Source organism: Haladaptatus cibarius D43, assembly GCF_000710615.1.
Taxonomy (GTDB): Archaea; Halobacteriota; Halobacteria; order Halobacteriales; family Haladaptataceae; genus Haladaptatus; species Haladaptatus cibarius.
This window is the reverse complement of the sequence record NZ_JDTH01000002.1, coordinates 1,620,934-1,640,206: the sequence shown is the minus strand read 5'-3', so window position 1 is coordinate 1,640,206 and position 19,273 is coordinate 1,620,934. Positions and strand designations below refer to the sequence as shown.

General features: G+C 59.3%; 16 protein-coding genes. 4 read left to right on the top strand and 12 right to left on the bottom strand.

Annotation, left to right across the window (positions count from 1 at the left end; translation table 11 throughout):
- Positions 1 to 69 precede the first annotated feature (69 nt).
- From HL45_RS13705 to HL45_RS22050, 8 genes are all read right to left on the bottom strand, one after another.
- On the bottom strand, positions 70 to 903 hold the full coding sequence (locus HL45_RS13705; protein WP_049971632.1) for a pantoate kinase: 834 nt from the start codon (positions 901 to 903) through the stop codon (positions 70 to 72).
- Positions 904 to 1,021: 118 nt separating this feature from the next.
- Complete coding sequence (gene aspS / locus HL45_RS13700; protein ID WP_049971631.1) at positions 1,022 to 2,320, bottom strand: aspartate--tRNA(Asn) ligase; 1,299 nt, start codon at positions 2,318 to 2,320, stop codon at positions 1,022 to 1,024.
- 86 nt (positions 2,321 to 2,406) lie between these two features.
- The gene (locus tag HL45_RS13695; protein ID WP_049971630.1) at positions 2,407 to 3,018 is read right to left on the bottom strand and encodes a TetR/AcrR family transcriptional regulator; all 612 of its coding nucleotides are present in this window, start codon (positions 3,016 to 3,018) and stop codon (positions 2,407 to 2,409) included.
- The gene (locus tag HL45_RS13690; protein ID WP_049971629.1) at positions 3,015 to 3,806 is read right to left on the bottom strand and encodes an ABC transporter permease subunit; all 792 of its coding nucleotides are present in this window, start codon (positions 3,804 to 3,806) and stop codon (positions 3,015 to 3,017) included. The genes HL45_RS13695 and HL45_RS13690 overlap by 4 nt, the downstream gene beginning before the upstream one ends.
- Entirely contained in the window at positions 3,799 to 4,683 is an 885-nt protein-coding gene (locus HL45_RS13685; RefSeq protein ID WP_049971628.1) for an ABC transporter ATP-binding protein, read from the bottom strand. Before HL45_RS13685 ends, HL45_RS13690 begins: the two co-directional genes overlap by 8 nt.
- A 180-nt stretch (positions 4,684 to 4,863) precedes the next feature.
- Positions 4,864 to 5,586: a phosphoglycerol geranylgeranyltransferase gene (locus HL45_RS13680; protein WP_049971627.1), complete on the bottom strand. Its 723-nt coding sequence runs from the start codon at positions 5,584 to 5,586 to the stop codon at positions 4,864 to 4,866.
- Between the two features lie 329 nt (positions 5,587 to 5,915).
- Positions 5,916 to 8,402, bottom strand: coding sequence for a DNA topoisomerase I (locus HL45_RS13675; protein ID WP_049971626.1), 2,487 nt, complete (start codon positions 8,400 to 8,402; stop codon positions 5,916 to 5,918).
- 26 nt (positions 8,403 to 8,428) lie between these two features.
- Positions 8,429 to 8,797: a hypothetical protein gene (locus HL45_RS22050; RefSeq protein WP_449404099.1), complete on the bottom strand. Its 369-nt coding sequence runs from the start codon at positions 8,795 to 8,797 to the stop codon at positions 8,429 to 8,431.
- Between the two features lie 23 nt (positions 8,798 to 8,820).
- Between HL45_RS22050 and HL45_RS13665 the strand changes: the two genes are divergently transcribed.
- Positions 8,821 to 10,248, top strand: coding sequence for an MATE family efflux transporter (locus HL45_RS13665; RefSeq protein ID WP_233274780.1), 1,428 nt, complete (start codon positions 8,821 to 8,823; stop codon positions 10,246 to 10,248).
- Positions 10,249 to 10,295: 47 nt separating this feature from the next.
- On the opposite strand, the gene HL45_RS13660 is transcribed toward HL45_RS13665, so the two are convergent.
- From HL45_RS13660 to HL45_RS13645, 4 genes are all read right to left on the bottom strand, one after another.
- Complete coding sequence (locus HL45_RS13660; protein WP_049971624.1) at positions 10,296 to 11,006, bottom strand: lytic transglycosylase domain-containing protein; 711 nt, start codon at positions 11,004 to 11,006, stop codon at positions 10,296 to 10,298.
- A gap of 141 nt (positions 11,007 to 11,147) precedes the next feature.
- Positions 11,148 to 12,161, bottom strand: coding sequence for a C45 family autoproteolytic acyltransferase/hydolase (locus HL45_RS13655; RefSeq protein WP_049971623.1), 1,014 nt, complete (start codon positions 12,159 to 12,161; stop codon positions 11,148 to 11,150).
- Positions 12,162 to 12,251: 90 nt separating this feature from the next.
- Positions 12,252 to 13,769, bottom strand: coding sequence for an Asp-tRNA(Asn)/Glu-tRNA(Gln) amidotransferase subunit GatB (gene gatB, locus HL45_RS13650; protein WP_049971622.1), 1,518 nt, complete (start codon positions 13,767 to 13,769; stop codon positions 12,252 to 12,254).
- Positions 13,770 to 13,847: 78 nt separating this feature from the next.
- On the bottom strand, positions 13,848 to 14,387 hold the full coding sequence (locus tag HL45_RS13645) for a hypothetical protein (protein WP_144240089.1): 540 nt from the start codon (positions 14,385 to 14,387) through the stop codon (positions 13,848 to 13,850).
- Between the two features lie 156 nt (positions 14,388 to 14,543).
- Here HL45_RS13645 and HL45_RS13640 point away from each other — a divergent pair, with 156 nt between their 5' ends.
- From HL45_RS13640 to HL45_RS13630, 3 genes are read left to right on the top strand one after another with little or no spacing between them, the layout of a single operon-like run.
- Positions 14,544 to 14,786: a DUF7518 family protein gene (locus HL45_RS13640; protein WP_049971620.1), complete on the top strand. Its 243-nt coding sequence runs from the start codon at positions 14,544 to 14,546 to the stop codon at positions 14,784 to 14,786.
- A 26-nt stretch (positions 14,787 to 14,812) separates the two neighbouring features.
- On the top strand, positions 14,813 to 18,391 hold the full coding sequence (gene smc, locus HL45_RS13635; RefSeq protein ID WP_049971619.1) for a chromosome segregation protein SMC: 3,579 nt from the start codon (positions 14,813 to 14,815) through the stop codon (positions 18,389 to 18,391).
- Positions 18,384 to 19,265 carry a segregation/condensation protein A gene (locus HL45_RS13630; protein WP_084156931.1) on the top strand — a complete coding sequence of 294 codons (882 nt, stop codon included), beginning with the start codon at positions 18,384 to 18,386 and terminating at the stop codon, positions 19,263 to 19,265. The genes smc and HL45_RS13630 overlap by 8 nt, the downstream gene beginning before the upstream one ends.
- Positions 19,266 to 19,273: the final 8 nt, after the last annotated feature.

The following is a 19,273-nucleotide window of genomic DNA, read 5'->3' as shown; positions in this document are numbered from 1 at the left end:
TCGGCAGCGCGCGCCACATGGAAATCCAAGCGCCAAGTTAACCGAGGAAATTCACTATCCGACAACAACTCAGTCCAGCAGTGTCGCTCCGGCGTGGTGGGTTTCGCAGGTTTCTGCGTCGTATCCCGCATCGGAAAGCCCAGTTCCGATGGCGAACACGGTTTCGCCGAGCATGGCCATCGAGGCCTGTCCTCCGGCATCGTGGACGTCCTCGATTACCTCGCGCACTTCGTCCGTGAGCAGGCCGGTTTCCTCGGCGAAAATCCTTGATTGGTTCATAAACGTGTCCAGCGTCGGTTCGTTCACCAGCGCGACGAGAGACTCCACGCCTGCCTTCGAAAGTTGGTCGGTTCTTCCCGAAAGCACCTCGGCGGTCGAAAGTTCGCCGAGCGAGCAGTATTCGATTCGTGTTCGCATCGGAATACCGTCGAGGCGGTTGTACTCCGGTGCGCCGGGTTCGAGTCGGATTGGGATTCCGCCGCGGGCCTGTGCTACCACGTCTCCAAGCCCGGTACCGGCTTTGACTTCCGCCCCGTGTGCGAGCGTTACGAGTTCGTTTTCCGACCGTCCGCGGTCGAACGCATCGTTCGCGGCGAACGCAGTTCCGAGTGCGAGCGCGCCGGAAACGCCGAATCCTGCGCCGAGCGGCAGGTCGGTTCGCGCCGAAACTCGCGCCGTTACATCCAGTGCGTCGAGAACTCGTCGCCCGGATTCGACCGCCGCAAACTCCCCGTTCAGTTCAATGCTCGCCTCTTTTGCGGGTTCGACGGTCACAGTTACGCCTTCTGAAAGCGTCAGTCCTGCTCCACGCGACCCGGCCTGTTTGGGGTCGTCTGCCTCGTGGATGCTGAAAAACCCCGTGACGTGTCCGGGTACGAACGCGCGACCTGCCTCGTCGCTCATACACCAGTTTTCGGGCGACGGCGTATAACGCTTAAAATTCGTACTCGCCGTTCGGCAGTGTCATGTTCGTCGAATTGAAGACCGCAAAAAGTCGATTTCGCGTCGGAGGTGATTTCGTCTACGGCGAGAGTCGCTGTCGGTCGCGCGGGAACAACACCGCTTCGCGAATGTTGTCCAGACCGAGCATCGTCATGATGAGACGCTCGCCACCGAGTCCCCATCCGGCGTGCGGCGGCATGCCGTATTTGAACATCTTCGTATAGTAGTCGAACGCTTCGGGGTCGAGTCCCTGCTGTTCGAAGCCGTCCACGAGTCGCTCGTAGCGGTGTTCACGCTGACCACCGGAGACGAGTTCCATACGCGGGTGCATCATGTCGAACCCGGTCGAGAGTTCCTCGTCGCCGTCGTGGTCTTTGATGTAGAACGGTTTGATTTCGCTCGGCCAATCCGTGATGAAGTAGTGGGTTCCAACGTCTTCTCCGAGCGCTTTCTCGCCCTCGGTCGGCAGGTCGTCGCCCCAGACGAGCATCTCGTCCAGTTCGCCCGTCGCGTTGATTCGCTCGATTGCCTCCTCGTAGGTGAGACGTGGGAAGTCGCCCTCTGGCACTTCGAACTCGACGCCGAGTGCGTCGAGTTCGTCTTGGCAGTTCTCGGCGACTGCTTCATAGGCCGCTTTGACGACCGATTCGCAGGCGTCCATCGCTTCGGTGTGGTCGTAGAACGCGCTCTCGAAGTCGATGCTGGTCGCCTCGTTCAGGTGGCGCGGCGTGTTGTGCTCTTCGGCGCGGAAAATCGGGCCGATTTCGAAGACGCGCTCCAGACCACTGCCGACCATCAGCTGTTTGAACAGCTGTGGCGACTGGTTCATGAACGCTTCCTCACCGAAGTACGTGATTGGGAACAGTTCCGTTCCGCCCTCGGTTCCCGTCGCCACGATTTTCGGCGTGTTGATTTCAGAACAGCCGAGTTCGCGGAACTGCTCGCGCACGGCGCGAAGCACTTCGCCGCGAATCTTGAAGACGGCTTCCACGTCGCCTTTTCGTGCGTCGAGGGTTCGGTTGTCCAGTCGCGTCGAGAGGTCTGCGTCGACCTTTCCGCTGGGGTCGAGCGGCAGCTCGGGTTCCGCGGCCGCGACGACTTCGACTTCCCTCGGGACGATTTCTACGTCAGTCGGTGCGCGTGGCTCCTCTTTCACATCGCCCGTAATCTCGACGACGCTCTCGCGGTTGACGCCGAGGCCGGTTTCCACGAGGTCGTCGTCCATCTTGTCCTTCTCGAACTTGACCTGAATCTTGCCGGTCGTGTCGCGGACGATGATGAAAGCGATTCCACCGAGGTCGCGGATTTCGTGCACCCAGCCAGCCACGGTGACTGTGTCGCCGGGTTCTGCATCCGCGGTGTAGGTTCGGTTCTGCATACGCCGCTTTTCTTTCGGGGCGGTCTTAAACACGTTCGTTTCGCTCCGCCATCGGCGTCAATTGCTCCCGCATCCGTCCTGATTTGTCAGTCCTGTGGCATCAGTCCTGCCGCGATGGTTTCGATGAGCATGTCGCGGATAATGGGGTAATACTCCTCGCCTATCTGCTCGCGGTACGGGACAAGGAACTTCACCGATCCCATCGTGCCAACGATGGCAACCGGGTCGTCGTCGCGGAGTTTCTCTTCTTCCTGCCACTGTTCGATGTACGGCAGTACGTGAGCGAACGACTCCGCACGTCGTGCATCCATCTCCTCCTCCGAAACTTCGTCCACTGTCCGCATCATTTTGTCCCACTCGTCGCCGACCATCAACCGTTCGAACAGCGGATTGGTTTCCATCGTCTCGACCAATGCACGGAGGAACTTCCGAATCGCGCGCTCCGGGTCGTCTTCGGCGGCGAGTGAATTTGCGATTATTTCCTCGGCGATTTCGTGGCCTTCCCGTTGAACGACCTCGAAGTACAGCAGTTCCTTCGAATCGAAGAACTGGTAGAAGGTTCCGTTGGCGATGCCGACAGCATCAGTCAAGTCGGCAATCGTCGTCTTCTGCAGTCCGTATTGGGCGAACAGGTCGCGCCCCGCCTCGATTAGCTCGCTGCGGATTCGCTCCCGTTGGTTTTCGTCGAATCCCCTCATCGAACGTCTCTCCGCTTGAAGGCGATTGCGCTGACGGCCACGAGCGCGACAGTTGCCCCGAGCAGAACGAGCGCGCCCATCCAGTCGTACTCGCCACTCACGAGAATCGCCGTCGGGTCGTAGTAGTGCGTCGGACTCAGTCCGCCGACCCATCCCATTCCCGCCGCCTCAGTAATCGAATCGAGCAGGAACAGGCCGAACACCGCCCCCAGTCCACCACGCTGTGCGAGGTCGGCCTTTCCGGCGACGACCGACAGCAAGAGGCCGATTGCGGCACAGGCCAACAGATACGGAATCGACAGCAGGTGAACCATCGCCAGATTGGTCAAATCGATGGATTCGCCGACCAGCATGACGCCCAGAAAAACGGCGAGCGGGACGGCGATGTTCACCACGACAATCGGCGTGATGAGCGAACAGAACTTTTCTACGACGACGCTCACGCGGGAGACGGGCGCGGCGAGCAGAACGTCCATCCGGTCGCGCTCCTCGTCTGCCGCGATGAGCGCACCTGCGACGTAGGCGACGTAGACGCCGAGGAGCAGGAGCCAGAAGAACTGGTAAATCTCTATCGCCAGAAAGCCCTCTATCGTCGTCAGCGAAGCTTCGCCGAACGCCGCCTGAAGTGCGGGCGGCATGCTCTCCATGTAGGCGTCCAAATCCACACCGGAACTCGTCACCGAAGGGAAAAACCCGATGAATGCGAGCGACATCACGGCGAGTAGACCGCCCAGCACGAGTGACCCTTTCACCCGTTTTCTCCCCTCGTAGCGGGCGACTTCAAGCATGGGCCTCACCGCCGTAAAATCGCATGAACACTTCGTCTAACGGCGCTTCCTCCACATCCAAATCGACCAGACTGTACTGGTCGAGATGGTCGATGAGCGTGTCGTAATTCCCGGTGAACGTGAATCGAACTTCACCATCCACACTCAGGTCGTGGACTCCTGCGAAATCGAAATCGCTCGGCTCTACGCTGTTTTCGGTTCGCACTCTGACGCGCTTCCCGCTTCTGTCGAGCAGCGTCTCGACATCCTCGGTCGTCACGAGTCGTCCATTGCGGATGATGCCAACCCTGTCACACACCTTTCGCACTTCGCTCAGGATGTGGCTGGAGAAAAACACTGTTTTGCCTCGCTCCTGTTCTGACTGGACGAACTCGTAGAATCTGTCCTGCATCAGCGGGTCGAGGCCGGAGGTCGGTTCGTCCATGATGACGAGGTCTGGGTCGTGCATGAACGCCGAAATGATAGCGAGTTTCTGCTTGTTCCCGCGCGAGTACTCCCCGATTTTCCGCTCGATAGGTGGGTCGAACAGTTCAACCAACTCGTCGCGTCGTTCGTCGCCCTTCAGCGACGCTTGATAGTCGAGAAATCTCGTTCCGGTCGTCTCCTCGTCGAACCCGGGGTCGCTCGGCAGATAGCCGATGTGATGTTTGGCCTCGATGAGTTCCCGTTCCTCGCAGGCGTTCCGGCCAAGCACGCTCGCGGTCCCCTCCGTCGGGGAGATGAATCCGAGTAGCGTCCGAATCGTCGTCGTCTTTCCGGCCCCGTTCGGGCCGAGGAAGCCGAATACTTCGCCCTCCTCTACAGCGAGGTTGAGGTCTTCGATACCCCGCGTCTCGCCGTAGTATTTCGTCAGGCCGCTTGTTTCGAGTACGGACATGTTGTTTCCCGTCTGTATCTCGACTCTATGAACATATGAATATTTCGTTCATTCATTTTTGAATTGGCTACCCCCGAATCTCAAGCTCTCTATCTGCTCTGAACGGCATTTGAGGCGTCGGAGAAGTAACTGCTATTCGAGCTACCACCAACGTATTATACTGCGTCAGAAACGGTTTCCCTACGCCGATTCCGCGTGCGCCTTCTTCGCGTCCTTTGCACCTTCGACCGTTTCCCGAACGGCCTCTACACCTTCGTCGTGGACCAGGTCACCGACGACGATGGTGTCGGCGTGTTCCGCCATCGTGTGCGCCGAGTCGTAGTCGTGGATGCCGCCGCCGTAGAACAGCGTCGCCTCATCCAGTGCTTCCTGCGCCGTCTCCACGACTTCCGGGTCGCCAAAGGTTCCGGAGTATTCGATGTAGACGATTTCTTGGCCGTACATCTGTTCTGCGATTTCGGCGTATGCGGCAACGTCTTCCGCCGATTGGTCGCAGTCCGCGTCCGTGAGCTCCGCGACGCTCGCGTCCGGATTCATGACGATGTACGCTTCCGTAGTCGTCCTCTCCCAATCGACGTCGCTCATCTTCACCCACTCTTTGTGGAAACCGGTCATCCACGCGATGTCACCTGCGTTGAGCACGATGGGAACGAGATAGCCATCGAGTGCCTCGTCGTCCACGACGACCGCCGGATTGCTCGGTTCCTGATAGAGCGACACGTCGTACTTCGCGCAGGCGTCAATGACGGATTGCATCTTTTCCCGCGTCATGTCGAGAGTGCCACCGATTTCGATGGCGTCGGTGCCCGTCTCACAGACATCCTCGAAGGTATCGTCACCCGCGAGGGTCTTGTCCGGGTCGAGTTTGATGATATGGTTCCAGTCGTCCCAAGGCGCAGTCATAGCGTTCCCTTCAAAACTGTCGGCTAAAACTGCTTCGAAACCACCTTTTGCTGCGTTCGCGCGGCGAAGCCGCGCTCTCTGGCAAAATCTGGACCAAAAGCCTCCTCACCCCCTTCGGGGGATTCGTCGGCCCGCTCGCTCGTCGCTGTCGCTCCTCGCTCGCGGTGAGTGTACTGCTCGTTCCGGCTGTGTCGATTGCCGATTCTCGGCGGTTGCGTCACCGGCCTATCGCGCCCTCGGAGACGCAAAGCCTCTCCTCGGTTGCTGTCGAGTGTTCTCTACGGTTTCCGCTCGTCACCGACAAGAATCGAAAAATCGCGCTTCGTTCCTCAGTCCGCCTTCGCCTGCCAGCCACGAAGTCGGTCTTCGCTCACGCCGTTTACCTGCTCCGCCACCGACTCGACTTCCGCGTTTTTCAGGTCGTCGATGTTCTCGATACCTGCTTCGGCCAGTTTCTCGGCGGTTTTCGCGCCGATGCCGTCGATGACTTCGAGACCGCTCTTTTCTTCGCGCTGTCTGAACTCCTCGTAGTTGCAGATTGGACAGCCGAGTTCCCACGGTTCGTCGTCGTCGTTGTGAACCACGAGTTCCGGCAGGTCGTGCTCCTCACATTTCTCGTCCGTCACTTCGATGTCCCCCCGGCGCGGGAGCGGAAGCGAGTAGTCGCAGTCCGGATAGCGCGTACAGCCGACGAGTCGGGAACCGGTTTGGAGCTGTTTGATGGCCAGTTCGCCACCGTGTTCTGTACCACAGTCGGGGCATTCCCCGATAACGCGGTCTTCCGCTTCTTCGGCCGCTTCGGCCTTACACAGCGGACAGCCGTGGACGAAGGTACCTCTTCCGGCGAGAATCTTCACCTCGCGCAAATCGTGGTCGTCACACGTTTCGTCCAAGATGAGCGGTTTGCCCTTGTTCGGCAGCGGAAGCGTGTACGTGCAGTCGGGATAGCCGTCACAGCCGACGAAATGAGACCCTCTGCGACTCTGGCGAACCAGCAGGTCTTCACCGCAGTCGGGACACGGCCCGAGCGTTTTGTCGGCTTTCAGCGACTGTTGGAGTTGCTTACCGATTTCCTCGCGCGATTCTTCTAACTCGTCGAACACCCGTGCGAGAATTTCACGGGAGGAGTCCGCCACGTCGTCCAAATCCGCCTTCCCTTCCGCGATGGCGGTCATGTCCTCTTCCAGTTCGCGGGTCATGCTCTCGCTCACCACGAGGTCGGCGTAATCCTCCGCGGCGGAGACGACCGACTGCGCGAGGCGCGTCGGTCGCGGCGGGTCGCTTTCGAGGTAGCCGCGGTCGTACAGTTTTTGGATGGTGTTGTGGCGGGTCGATTTCGTTCCGATGCCCATCTTCTCCATCTTCTCGATGAGCCGAGATTGGCCGTACCGGCGCGGCGGTTGGGTCTGCTTGTCCTCGATTCGCGTGTCGGTCACGTCGAGAACTTCGCCCTCCTCGACGTTCGGGACGAAGTTCTCGGTCGTCTTGAAGTACGGATAGACGGCGTGGTAGCCCTCTTCGAGCAGTCGCTTTCCGTTGGATTTGAGCGACAACTCGGACACCATTGCCACGACTTTGAGGTGTTCCCATTTCGCACTCTCTGCAACCGTCGCAAAGAACCGCCGAACGACGAGTTCGTAGATGTCCCACTCGTCGTCGCTCAATTCGCCCTTGGTCGGAATGTCCTCGGTCGGATGAATCGGCGGGTGGTCGGTGGTTTCCTCGTCACCTTCGGTCGGTTCGATGTCGTCCCGTTCCAGCAGACTGTCCGCATCGTCGCCGAAATGGTAGTTCCCGACGAACTCATCGAGCAGTTCTTCGGGGTCTAAATCGTCCGGATACACCGTGTTGTCGGTACGTGGGTAGGTGATGTACCCGGCGGTGTAGAGGTCTTCTGCGATGCTCATCGCGCGCTGGGCTGAATGACCGAGACTGCCCGCCGCGCGGATGAACTGTGTCGTGTTGAACGGCGCTGGCGGGTCGTCGGTTCGGGTTCGCCGTGAAACACGTTCGACGGTCGCTTGGGTCGCCTCTCGAAGCGTTTCGTAGGCTTTCTCGGCCGTCTCCTCGTCCCACACGCGTTCGGCCTCGTTGCCGTCCTCGTCGCGGTAGAAGTACTGGGCTTCGAACTCCTCTTTTGCCTTTTTCAAGTCGGCGAACATCTCCCAGTAGTCCTCCGGGTCGAACGCCTCGATTTCGCGCTCCCGGTCGACGATGAGTTTCAGCGCCGGACTCTGCACCCTGCCGACGCTGATGAAGTCGTTGCCGAGTTGGCGGGACGAAAGCGAGAGAAATCGGGTCAGCGCGGCACCCCAGATGAGGTCGATAATCTGGCGCGCTTCGCCCGCCGCGGCGAGGTCGAAGTCGAGTTCGTCGGGGTTCTCGAACGCCGAGGTGACCTCGTTTTCCGTAATCGAGGAAAATCGAACGCGGTTGATTGGTACCTCGTCGTTCACCTCACGGACGAGTTCCCACGCTTCTTTCCCGATGAGTTCTCCCTCGCGGTCGTAGTCCGTGGCAATCGTTACGCGACTCGCGTCCCGTGCCAACAGTCGAAGCGTGCGGACGATGTTTTCCTTTGTCGGTTGTTTCTCGATGTCGGCGTCGATGAGTTCGACGGGTTCCACGTCGCGCCAGTCGTTGTATTCCGGCGGAAAATCGACCCCGACGACGTGCCCTGACAGGCCGATACAGCGCTTTCCGCCCCATTTGTAGACGTTGACGCCGTTTTGTCGGTCGGCGTCTGCGCTCTCGCCGGATAGGATGTCGGCGATTCTGCGCGCGGCATTGTCCTTCTCGGTGATGATGAGTTCCACTCACACACCACCCCGTTTCGCGTCGGTCATCGCCCTCGGCTACGGCCATCGCGCTGGTAAACGTTTCGCCAGACGAAGATTGCGCACAAAGTCCCTTTGAGTCGCGTAGCTAACACAACGACCAGTCTTCGCCCTCGATTGCGGTTCGCGCACGGCGTGACGAGGATGCGATTCGCGTCGAAATCGAGGACGACGGCCCCGGTATTCCGGACGAGATGAAATCGGCGGTGTTCGACCGCAACGGTACCTCGGAGTCGTCGGGTTCTATCGGGTTTGGCCTCTACTTCGTCCACGTAATGATGACCCAGTACGGCGGAAACATCCGGTTCGAAGACGCCCTGAAACATCTCACAATCCGGCAGAGGATGGGCTGAACACGTGTGTTTAAGGGTCATTCGACCAATGTGACGACGCACGCATGTCCCGACGAACGCAGAGTCGCGTCGATATGACCACCGGTTCGATTTCGCCGAAACTGGCGAGTTTGGCGTGGCCGCTGGTCGTCGGGAATCTTCTCCAGACGTTTTACAACCTCGCGGATATGTTCTGGGTCGGGAGAGTCAGCACCGAGGCCGTCGCCGCCGTCTCGCTCATGTTTCCGACTTCGTGGCTGTTCGTCTCGCTCGCCATGGGACTCACCGCCGGTTCTGTCGCTCTCGTCTCACAGCACGTCGGGGCTGGCAACGACCGGGCCGCGGACAACGTCGTCGCGCAGACGACGATTCTGGGAGTTCTACTCGGAACCGTTCTCGCCACGCTCGGCTACCTGTTCCGTCGGCCACTGCTCACGCTCGTCGGTGCGGAGGGGCAAGTGTACGTCGAAGCCCTCCAGTACATCGAGGTGCTGTTTTTCTCCATTCCGTTTACGTTCCTCTTTTTCGTCTTCCGGGCCGTGCTTCGCGGCGCGGGCGACACGCGAACCGCGATGTGGTTGATGGTGCTTTCGGCGGGAATGAACGTGATTCTCGATCCGATTCTCATCCTCGGTTGGGGACCGATTGACGGAATGGGGACGCAAGGTGCGGCCGTCGCCACACTCATTGCCCGCGTGTTCGCGGCCGTCGTCGGCGTGTACGTGCTTCTCCGCGGCAACTGGGGGATTCAGCTTCGACTCGAAGACCTCTCGCCGGACTGGCCGGTGTTGAAACGACTCGTGGAAATCGGTTATCCCGCCACCATCGACGGCGCGGCCCGCAGTTTCGCCGCCGTGGCGATGGCCGCATTGGTCGCTCGATTCGGTGCAGTTCCGACCGCCGCCTACGGCGTCGGCGTTCGACTGATGTCCGTTTCGTGGACGGTTTCGGGTGCGGTCGGACAGGCCACCGCGACCGGCGTCGGGCAAAACCTCGGGGCGGAAACCCCCGAAAGGGCCGCGGAGGTGACGTGGAAAGCCACCGCCGGAACGTTAGCCGTCCTCTTCGCGGCGGGTGGCTTGATGGTGGCGTTTCCCGACGTCGCCATGCGAGTGTTCACGGACGACCCCGCAGTAGTTGCGGAGGGCATCAACTTCCTCCACATCATCGGGCTGTTCCTCTCGTTCTTCGGCGGCCTGATGGTGATTCAGGGTGGCTTCCGCGGCGCGGGTGACACCCGCGTTGCGATGGCCCTCTCGTTTCTCTCGCGTTGGGTGTTTCGCCTTCCCATCGCGCTCATCCTCGCCTACGGATGGACGTTCCAACTCGGCCCGCTCACCCTCTCGGGACTGGCGTGGGGCGTCGATGGACTCTGGTGGGCGTGGTCGATTTCGGCCATCGTCTCGTTCGTCATGGGCGTCCTCTGGTTCAGCCTCGGCCGGTGGCGACATGGCGTCCTTGAGGATGAGAAAAAACCGGCAACCGCGGACTAACACGAACGAAATTACTTCTATCCGCCGAAAAACGATGAACTGGCCGTCTATGCGTCGGTGAGGTACTGCTCGACCGACCAACCCCACACGTTCCGGTCGAGCCAGTGGACGCCCCACCACGTGTAGCCGCCCTTCGTGGTCGGGCCGTTCATGATTTCGCCGACTTCGCCGGGCGAAATCGTGGCGACGATTGGCTGGCCGGTTCCGGGCTGTTCACGGGTGTTCAGGTTGGCAGTCGGCGTAATTCGGTCGCCGTCGGCAAACCCACCACCGCCACCTCCACCGTACTGGTTGCGGTAGTAGGCGGCGGTGTCTTTCACGTCGTTGACGTAGCTCCAACTGTGGTTGTAGGCGTACAGCGCGTCGTCCCAGTTCTCCGGCGCGCCAGAGGCCGTCAGGTAGTTTGCGGCGGCTGGAATCGCGTCCTGATAGTCGCAGATATTCGCATAGCCGTCGCCATTACCGTCAACGCCGTAGGCGTCCCACGTCGCGGGCATGAACTGCATCGGACCACGTGCGCCCGCCGACGACTCGTCGCAACCGGGCTCGTACTGGCCGTGCTGGGTTTCTATCCAGCCGACGCCCGCGAGGTACGTCCAGTCGATACCGTAGTTGGCACCGGTCGCCTGATACTGATCGAGATAATGCGACGGAATGGAACCGGGTGCGGCGGATGCAGACCCGGACAGTCCCGTCACCGTGATTGCTGTCGCTCCTGCTGTACTGACTTTCTTGAGTATGTCACGTCTGGATGGCATGGTGCATTTATTCCACGCGCACAGAGTGCAATATATTTTTTCGAAGAGAAAAATAATAAATCAATAAACTAGTATGGAAACTCAAACCAGTTTGGAATCGCGTTCGACGATGCGACCCTCGTTTTGGGAGTTCCTCCGCACTCACTCTTCTCCGGGGGAAATCGTCCAGACGTATTCGTTTCGACACGGCGCGCCGAGTGCATAGGAAACGCGTCCCGCCGCAGGGTCGGCGATACACGACCAAAACGTTGCGAGTCCGTCTTCGTGGCCACAAACCGGTGCCTCGTGGTCGCGGAGACGGGTTTGTACGTCCTTCGCAGTCGGTTCTGAAATTTCGGCCAACCCTCGCAACGTCTCCCGTCGCCGGACGGAGTTGTCCCACGCCGGTTCGTACTCCTGCATTGCGGGATGGACGAAGTGATTCGTAGCGACGAGGACGCCGTCTTCTGGTTCTCTGACCGCAGTTTCTTCTGGGTGTGCTTCCACGACGAACGCCGAACTTTCGTCCGCGAGCAGGTAGCTTTTCGATTCGCGCAGTGGCAGGTCGCACAAGGTATCGCGGGCCTCCGTCGCGGTTTCACAGTTCTCCAGCAGATAGCGAACCACGAGGTGGAACGGCATTCCGACACGGGAATCGTCGGGTTCGCCAGCACCATTGAACTCCACGAACAGTCCTGCTTCGTTCAGGCCGTCGAACCGCCCGCCGATGAGTCCCTCGTGGGTTCCGACGTGGGCAAAGCCATCGTCCGGATTCGTATGAATCAAGTGGCGTCGAGACTCGAAGTAGAAGAAATCGTAGTTTCGTCCGATGATGAAGCCATCCTCCGTTTCTACTGCAACCGCACTGCATCCACCCTGCACACCCGGCGCGAACTGCCACAACCACTCGTCGTCGGTCAAATCGAGGGCGTCGGCGTAGCCTCGAAATTCTTCGACCGCTTCCGGAAACACGGATTCGGTGATTTCTCTGGATTCTTCGGCCACCTCGCGCGCTTCGTCAGTCAATTTCGTTCCCGATTCGATGACAGACTCGCTTCGTTTGGCTGTCTCGACGCCGATTTCGTGATGACTTCCGGTGAGGCTGTAGCACTGGTAGTTGGCGGCTAACTCGCGTTCGAGGCTCTCGTCGTGTTCCGAATTCACGGGGTTTGTCATAGAATCACAATCACTGAAACCCGTGAAAAATGGTTCGAGTTGAAAACAGAATTAAATCATCGTCCGACTTTGCAAAGCCGTCTACTCGCCTTACTCGTCCAGTTGCTCCCGAAGCATGCCATTCACGGAACCGGGGTCGGCACTCCCGCCGGTTTTCTGCATGACCTGTCCAACGAGGAAGTTGATTGCGCCGCCCTCTCCGGCGTGGTAGTCCTCCACCGTGTCCGGGTTCTCCTCGATAGCCTCCTCGACTGCCTGTTCGACTTCGCCCGAATCTGCCTTGCCGAGTCCCTCCCGGTCGATGACTGTTTCGGGGTCGTCGCCCTCGTCCAGCATCTCACGCAGGACGGTTTCTTCGGCGTTTTTGGCCGTAATCTCGTCTTCGGCGACGAGACGGATGAGGGTCTTGAACTCGCCCAGTCGGTCTTCGACATCCGTGATTTCCATGTCGCGGTAGTTGAGTTCTCCGAGGAGACTGTCGGCGACCCACGCCGCGGCGAGGTCGGGGTCGAACTCCTCGGCTACCTCCTCGTAGAAGTCTGCGACTTGCTTGCTGGAGGTGAGTTTGCTCGCGGCTTCCTTGCTCAGGTCGTACTCGTCGCGGAATCGCTCTCGGCGGGCGTCGGGCAGTTCCGGAATTTCGAGTCGCTCCTTCCAGTCACTGACTTGGAGCGGTGGCAGGTCTGCTTCGGCGAAGTAGCGGTAATCTTTCTCCTCTTCCTTCGAGCGCATCGAGACGGTCGAGCCGTGGGTTTCGTTGAAGTGGCGCGTCTCCTGCTCGACCGCCTTTCCACGCCGAATGAGATTCCGCTGGCGACTCTCCTCGTAGGCGAGCGCGCTTTCTGCGCCCTTGTGACTGGAGATATTCTTCACTTCGGTTCGGTTCGCGTCCGCCAGCACCTCGTCGGAAATCGTCCCGTCGCCGTCTACGTCCTCGCCGGGAACCAGCGAGAGGTTTGCGTCAACGCGCAGACTGCCGTCGCGGGTCGAATCGAAGATGCCGAGATATTCGAGTACCTCCTCCAGTTTTTCGAGGAAGGTAACCGCTTCGCCCGGTTTGCGGAAATCGGGGTCGGTGACGATTTCCATCAAGGGCGTCCCGGCGCGGTTGTAGTTGACCAACGTGTAATCCGCACGGTCGATGCCGGTAGTTCGGGTGTCAATGTTTCCACTGCCGTCGCGGACGTGTCGGAGACTGCCGGGGTCTTCTTCTAAGTGCGCGCGGTGGATACCGACGGTTCGGGTTTCGCCTTTGTGCCGGAACTCCAATTTCCCGTCTTGACAAATCGGGGCGTCGTACTGCGTAATCTGGAAACCCTTCGGCAGGTCGGGGTAGAAGTAGTTCTTTCTGTGGAAGCGGGTTTCTTCCGGAATATCGGCGTCGATAGCTTTGCCGACTTTGACGGCGAATTCGACGGCCGCCTCGTTCAGCACCGGGAGAGCACCCGGAAGGCCGAGACAGACCGGGCAGGTGTAGGTGTTCGGTTCGGGGTCGTCTTGGTTGGTCGAACAACCGCAGAAAATCTTCGTATCCGTCTCCAGTTGGACGTGGATTTCGAGGCCGATAACGGCCACGTGTTCGCCCTCTTGGACAGCCTGAGCAGTCATTGCTAACTGGTTGGTTCGGTACAAGTTAAAAACCTACGGGATGGGTCGTATCGCGGGAATGAGTCCAACAGTCGGCGTTCAGTGGGCGTTCGTTCCCCAACGGATGTTGTCCACGGACATGACGACCGCCGAAATCCCGTGCACGTCGTGACTGCTCTTTATTGTGAACGTCTCCGTCGCCGTCGTGCCACCCTGTATCGAGACGCTGATTTCGTACTCCACGGAACCCTGACTCGGAACGGCCAGTGCGTCCTCGAACGTCACCGCGTCGTTTATCGGAAGCGTGATGGTTTCGTCCAGCACCGACGACCTTCCCTCCGTTGCCGTCACCGTCACCGTGTGCTCACTGCTTGCGTAACTGCTGACTGCCAACAGAACCGGGTGCGTGTCGGACGGGCTAACTCCGTCTTCGGTGTTCGAGTCTTCCGTTTCGTCCGAATCTCCTGTCTCGTCCGAAGTCGTTTCCGTCTCAGTTTCTGTCGTCCCCGTCTCGTCATCCGATTTTCCGTTTTGTTCGGCTTGTTGGTCGCTTTCGCCCGACACACACCCACCGAGCGCGGCGATGCCCAAACCGAAGTACCGGAGGGCTGAGCGTCGTGTCCAGTTGTCTCTCCCCATCTCGTTCGTTTCCACTCGTCCACGATAATATGTTTTGTGTATCCGTTCTCGAAGTTCGATAGTTCGGAGGAAAATGTAGTAGCTCGACCCGTATTTCGCCCGTGTCTGCCGCATGTCTGACGCACCTTTATGAGGAAACCGTGACGCATACGTGATATGACTAGCCAGCGCGACCGAATCGCAAACTTGGAATCGCGGGTCGAAGAACTCGATGCGACGATTCGCGGACTGACGGAGGAACTCGTGGACGCCAATCAGCGACTCCGCGAGTTGGAGGCCGAGCAGGAATCGAACGAATCGACCGAGGTCGAAGAGGCTAAAACCGAGGAGTCCAAGGACGAAACAGACGATAACGACGAGGGTACGTCCGGACTGGGCGACGACATCATCGTGGCGTAGGGGCTACCCTCTCCTACGAGCAACCCATGCACATCAAAAAGCTCGTCCTCGATAAGTTCAAGAGCTTCGGCCGGAAGACCGAAATCCCGTTTTACGAGGACTTCACCGTGGTCACCGGGCCGAACGGTTCCGGCAAGAGCAACATCATCGACAGCGTCCTGTTCGCGCTCGGACTGGCCAGAACGCGGGGCATTCGCGCCGAGAAACTGACCGATCTGATTTACAACCCCGGCCACGACGAGGATGAGGGCGCGAAAAACGGCCCGCTCGAAGCCTCCGTCGAGGTCATTCTGGACAACTCCGACGGAACACTCGACAGAACACAGGTCGTCAACGCCGCCGGGACGGACAACGTCGGGGACACCGACGAAATCACCATCAAACGTCGGGTGAAACAGACCGAGGACAACTACTACTCCTACTACTACCTGAACGAGCGGTCGGTCAACCTCTCCGACATTCAGGATTTGCTGGCACAGGCGGGCGTGACGCCGGAAGGCTACAACGTCGTCATGCAGGGCGACGTGACCGGCATCATCAACATGACGCCCTACGAGCGTCGCGAAATCATCGACGAAATCGCTGGTGTCGCGGAGTTCGACGCGAAAAAAGATGCCGCACTCGAAGAACTCGAAGTCGTCAAAGACCGCGTCGAAGAGGCCGAACTCCGCATCGAGGAGAAAGACGACCGACTCGACCAACTGCGCGACGAGCGGGAAACCGCGCTCGAATACAAGGGACTCCGCGAGGAAAAAGAAGAGTACGAAGGCTATCTGAAGGCCGCAGAGCTGGAAGAGAAGCGGGCTGACCTCGAAAACACCCAAGACGACATCGAGAGCAGGAAAGACGAACTCGTCTCCCTCCAGCGCGAACTGGACGAACGACAGGGCAAAGTCGTCCGTCTGGAAGACCAACTGGAAGAACTCAACACGGAAATCGAGCGCAAAGGCGAGGACGAACAACTCGCCATCAAGAGCGAAATCGAGGAAGTCAAGGGCGAAATTTCGCGCCTCGAAGACAAAATCGAATCCGCGGAAGCAAAGATTCAGGACGCGGAAAACCGCAGGCGGCAGGCGTTCGTGGAAATCGACCGCAAGCAAGAAACGGTCGATGAACTAGACGGCGACATCCGCGACATCAAAATAGAGAAGGCCTCGGTCAAAGGAGAAATCGGTACGAAGGAATCCGAATTCGCCGAAATCGAGGACGAAATCGACAACGTCGATACGGAATACGACGAGGTGAAAGCCGACCTCGCCGAGAAAAAGGACGCGCTCGAAGACGAAAAGAGCGCGAAAAACGAGCGCCAGCGCGAGAAAGACCGCCTGTTGGACGAGGCCAGACGACGCGCCGACGCGGTGGACGAAAAACAGACCGAACTCGATTCGGCCCAAGAACGAATTCTGGACATCGAAACCGAACTGGACGACCTCGCGGACGAACTGCTGAAAGCCGAGCGGAATGCCAACCAAATCGGCGACGTGGTGGACGACTTGAAAGCCGAAAAGCGGGAACTCCAATCCGACCTCGATTCGGTCGAGAAGAAGTTACAGTCGAAACAGCAGAAGTACGCCGAACTCGACGCTCGCGCGCAAGAGAGCGGCGATTCATCGTATGGCCGGGCCGTCTCCACGATTTTAAACGGCGGTCTGGACGGCGTTCACGGGACGATTGCCCAACTCGGAAGCGTCGGCCAGCAGTACGCCACCGCCTGTGAAACCGCGGCGGGCGGCCGAATGTCGCAGGTCGTCGTGGACGACGACAGCGTCGGCCAGCGCTGTATCGAATACTTAAAACGCAGAAACGCTGGTCGTGCGACGTTCCTGCCGATTACGAAGATGCAGAATCGCCGTCTGCCGTCGGTGCCGAACATGCCCGGCGTGGTCGATTTCGCCTACAACCTCATCGACTTCGATTCTGAGTATTCGGGCATTTTCTCCTACGTCGTCGGCGACACGCTGGTCGTGGAGGACATGGAAACCGCCCGCGAACTGATGGGCGATTTCCGTCTGGTCACGCTGTCCGGCGAACTGGTCGAAAAGAGCGGGGCGATGACTGGCGGTTCGACCAGCGGGTCACGCTACTCGTTTTCGGCCTCCGGCAAAGGCCAGTTGGAGCGCGTTGCCCGGCAAATCAACGAGTTGGAGGAAGAACGCCAGTCGGTTCGGGAATCCATTCGCAGCGTCGAAGAGCGATTGGACGATGCACGCGACCGGCAAACCGACGCAACCGACCAAGTCCGCACGATAGAGAACGACATCGAGCGCAAGGAAGAAGAAATCGCGTCCATCGAGGACAAGATGGAGTCGCTCGAAGCCGAAATCGAGGAGGTACAGGACGAACGCGAGTCGGTCAACGACCGAATGCAGGAACTCGAAACCGAGATTTCGGCTCACGAGGTGGAAATCGCGGACATCGAAGACGACATTTCGGAACTCGAAGCCGAACTCGCCGACTCGAAGATTCCCGAACTGTCGAGCAAGGCGGACGAAATCCGCGCCGAAATCGACGAGTTAGAAGACCGGATGGACGATTTGGACGGCAAACTGAACGAACTACAACTCGAAAAGCAGTACGCCGAAGACGCCATCGACAGCCTCCACGACGATATCGAATCTGCACAGAACAAGAAGGCCGAGCAGGAAGCGCGCATTTCGGAATTCGAAGGGAAAATCGAGGACAGCGAGGAAACTCTCGAATCGAAGCGCGAGGCCGTCGAGGAACTCGAATCCGAACTCGCGGAACTCAAAGACGAGCGTTCCGAACTGAAATCGGAACTCGCCGAGGCAAAGGAGAAACGCGACGAACAGCAGTCGCAAGTCGAAGCGGTCGAAAATCGTCTCGAAAGCCTCAAACGGAGTGCAAGCCGCCTCGAAGAGGATGTCGCCGAACTCCGCGAGGAAGTCGGCGAGTACGACCCCGAGGACGTTCCAGACCACGACGAGGTTCGGAAGAACATCGACCGACTCGAACGCCAGATGGAAGCGCTCGAACCGGTCAACATGCTCGCAATCGACGAGTACGACGAAGTCGAGAGCGACTTGGACGACCTGAAAGAGCGCAAGGCGACACTCGTTGAGGAACGGGACGGCATCCGCGAACGAATCGACTCCTACGAATCACAGAAAAAGGAGACGTTCATGGAGGCCTTCGACGCCATCGACTCGCAGTTCCGGGACATCTTCACGCGCCTCTCGGCGGGGTCGGGCGAACTGTTCCTCGAAAATGATGACGACCCGTTCGACGGCGGCCTGACGATGAAAGCGCAACCCGGCGACAAACCGGTTCAGCGACTCGACGCGATGAGCGGCGGCGAGAAATCGCTCACTGCGCTCGCGTTCATCTTCGCCATCCAGCGATACAATCCTGCGCCGTTTTACGCGCTGGACGAGGTGGACGCCTTCTTGGACGCCGTCAACGCGGAGCGCGTCGGCGAGATGGTGGACGAACTCGCGGGTGACGCCCAGTTCGTCGTCGTCTCGCATCGCTCGGCGATGCTCGAACGCTCCGAGCGCGCAATCGGCGTGACGATGCAGGGCAACAACGTGAGCAGTGTCACCGGCATTCGGCTTGACGGGGAACAGGAGGTGCCCGCGGATGATTGATGGAGTTGCGTCCGAGAGTTTGCCCGACGAGCGCACCGCGGACGACGAGGAAGTCGAACCCGTCGAACTCCTCGTCCAACTCGCCGAGGACGGCGAAATAGAACCGTGGGACATCGATATCGTTGATGTGACGGACAAGTTCCTCGCGCGATTGGACGAGGCCGACCTTCGAACGTCCGGACGGGCGCTCTTTTACGCCAGTGTTTTGCTCCGGATGAAAAGCGACGCGCTCCTCGCGGACGACGACCCCGAGGAAGAGGAACTCGAACCGTGGGAAGCGCCGATGGCGATGGATGGCGCGATGGACGACGGCGGCTTCGACCCCGTAGATTCGCTCGAAGACGAGATGGAGCGCCGACTCGACCGCAAACACGCCCGCGGAAATCCGGAAACGCTGGACGAACTCGTCCGTGACCTGCGCGAACGAGAGCGCGGGTCGTGGTGGAAAGAGTCCAGAACGTACGATACCAGCGGTTCGCCGCAGGGATTCCAGCGAGGAACACAGACCCTCGATTATCACTCCGGCGACGACATGCGGTTCGACGACGAACCGACCGAATCCGAGGTGACCGGCACGACCCACGACGAGGACATCGAATCCGTCATCGCCGACGTGCAGTCAGTGCTGATTTCCCAGTACGAGGCAGGGCGAACCGAAGTGCTGTACGCAGAAATCGACGGCATCGGGCCTTCCCGGGTGGAAACCTATCTCGCACTGCTGTTTCTTGCCCATCGCAGTTTTCTCACGCTCGAACAGGACGACCTGTTCGGCGATCTCTGGGTGCAGGACGCTCGGGGGACAGAAAGCGACACAGGAGATACGGACGGAGACGAAAGCGAAGACGAAGAAACGGCGGAACTGCTGGCGGACTAACTTTTCGA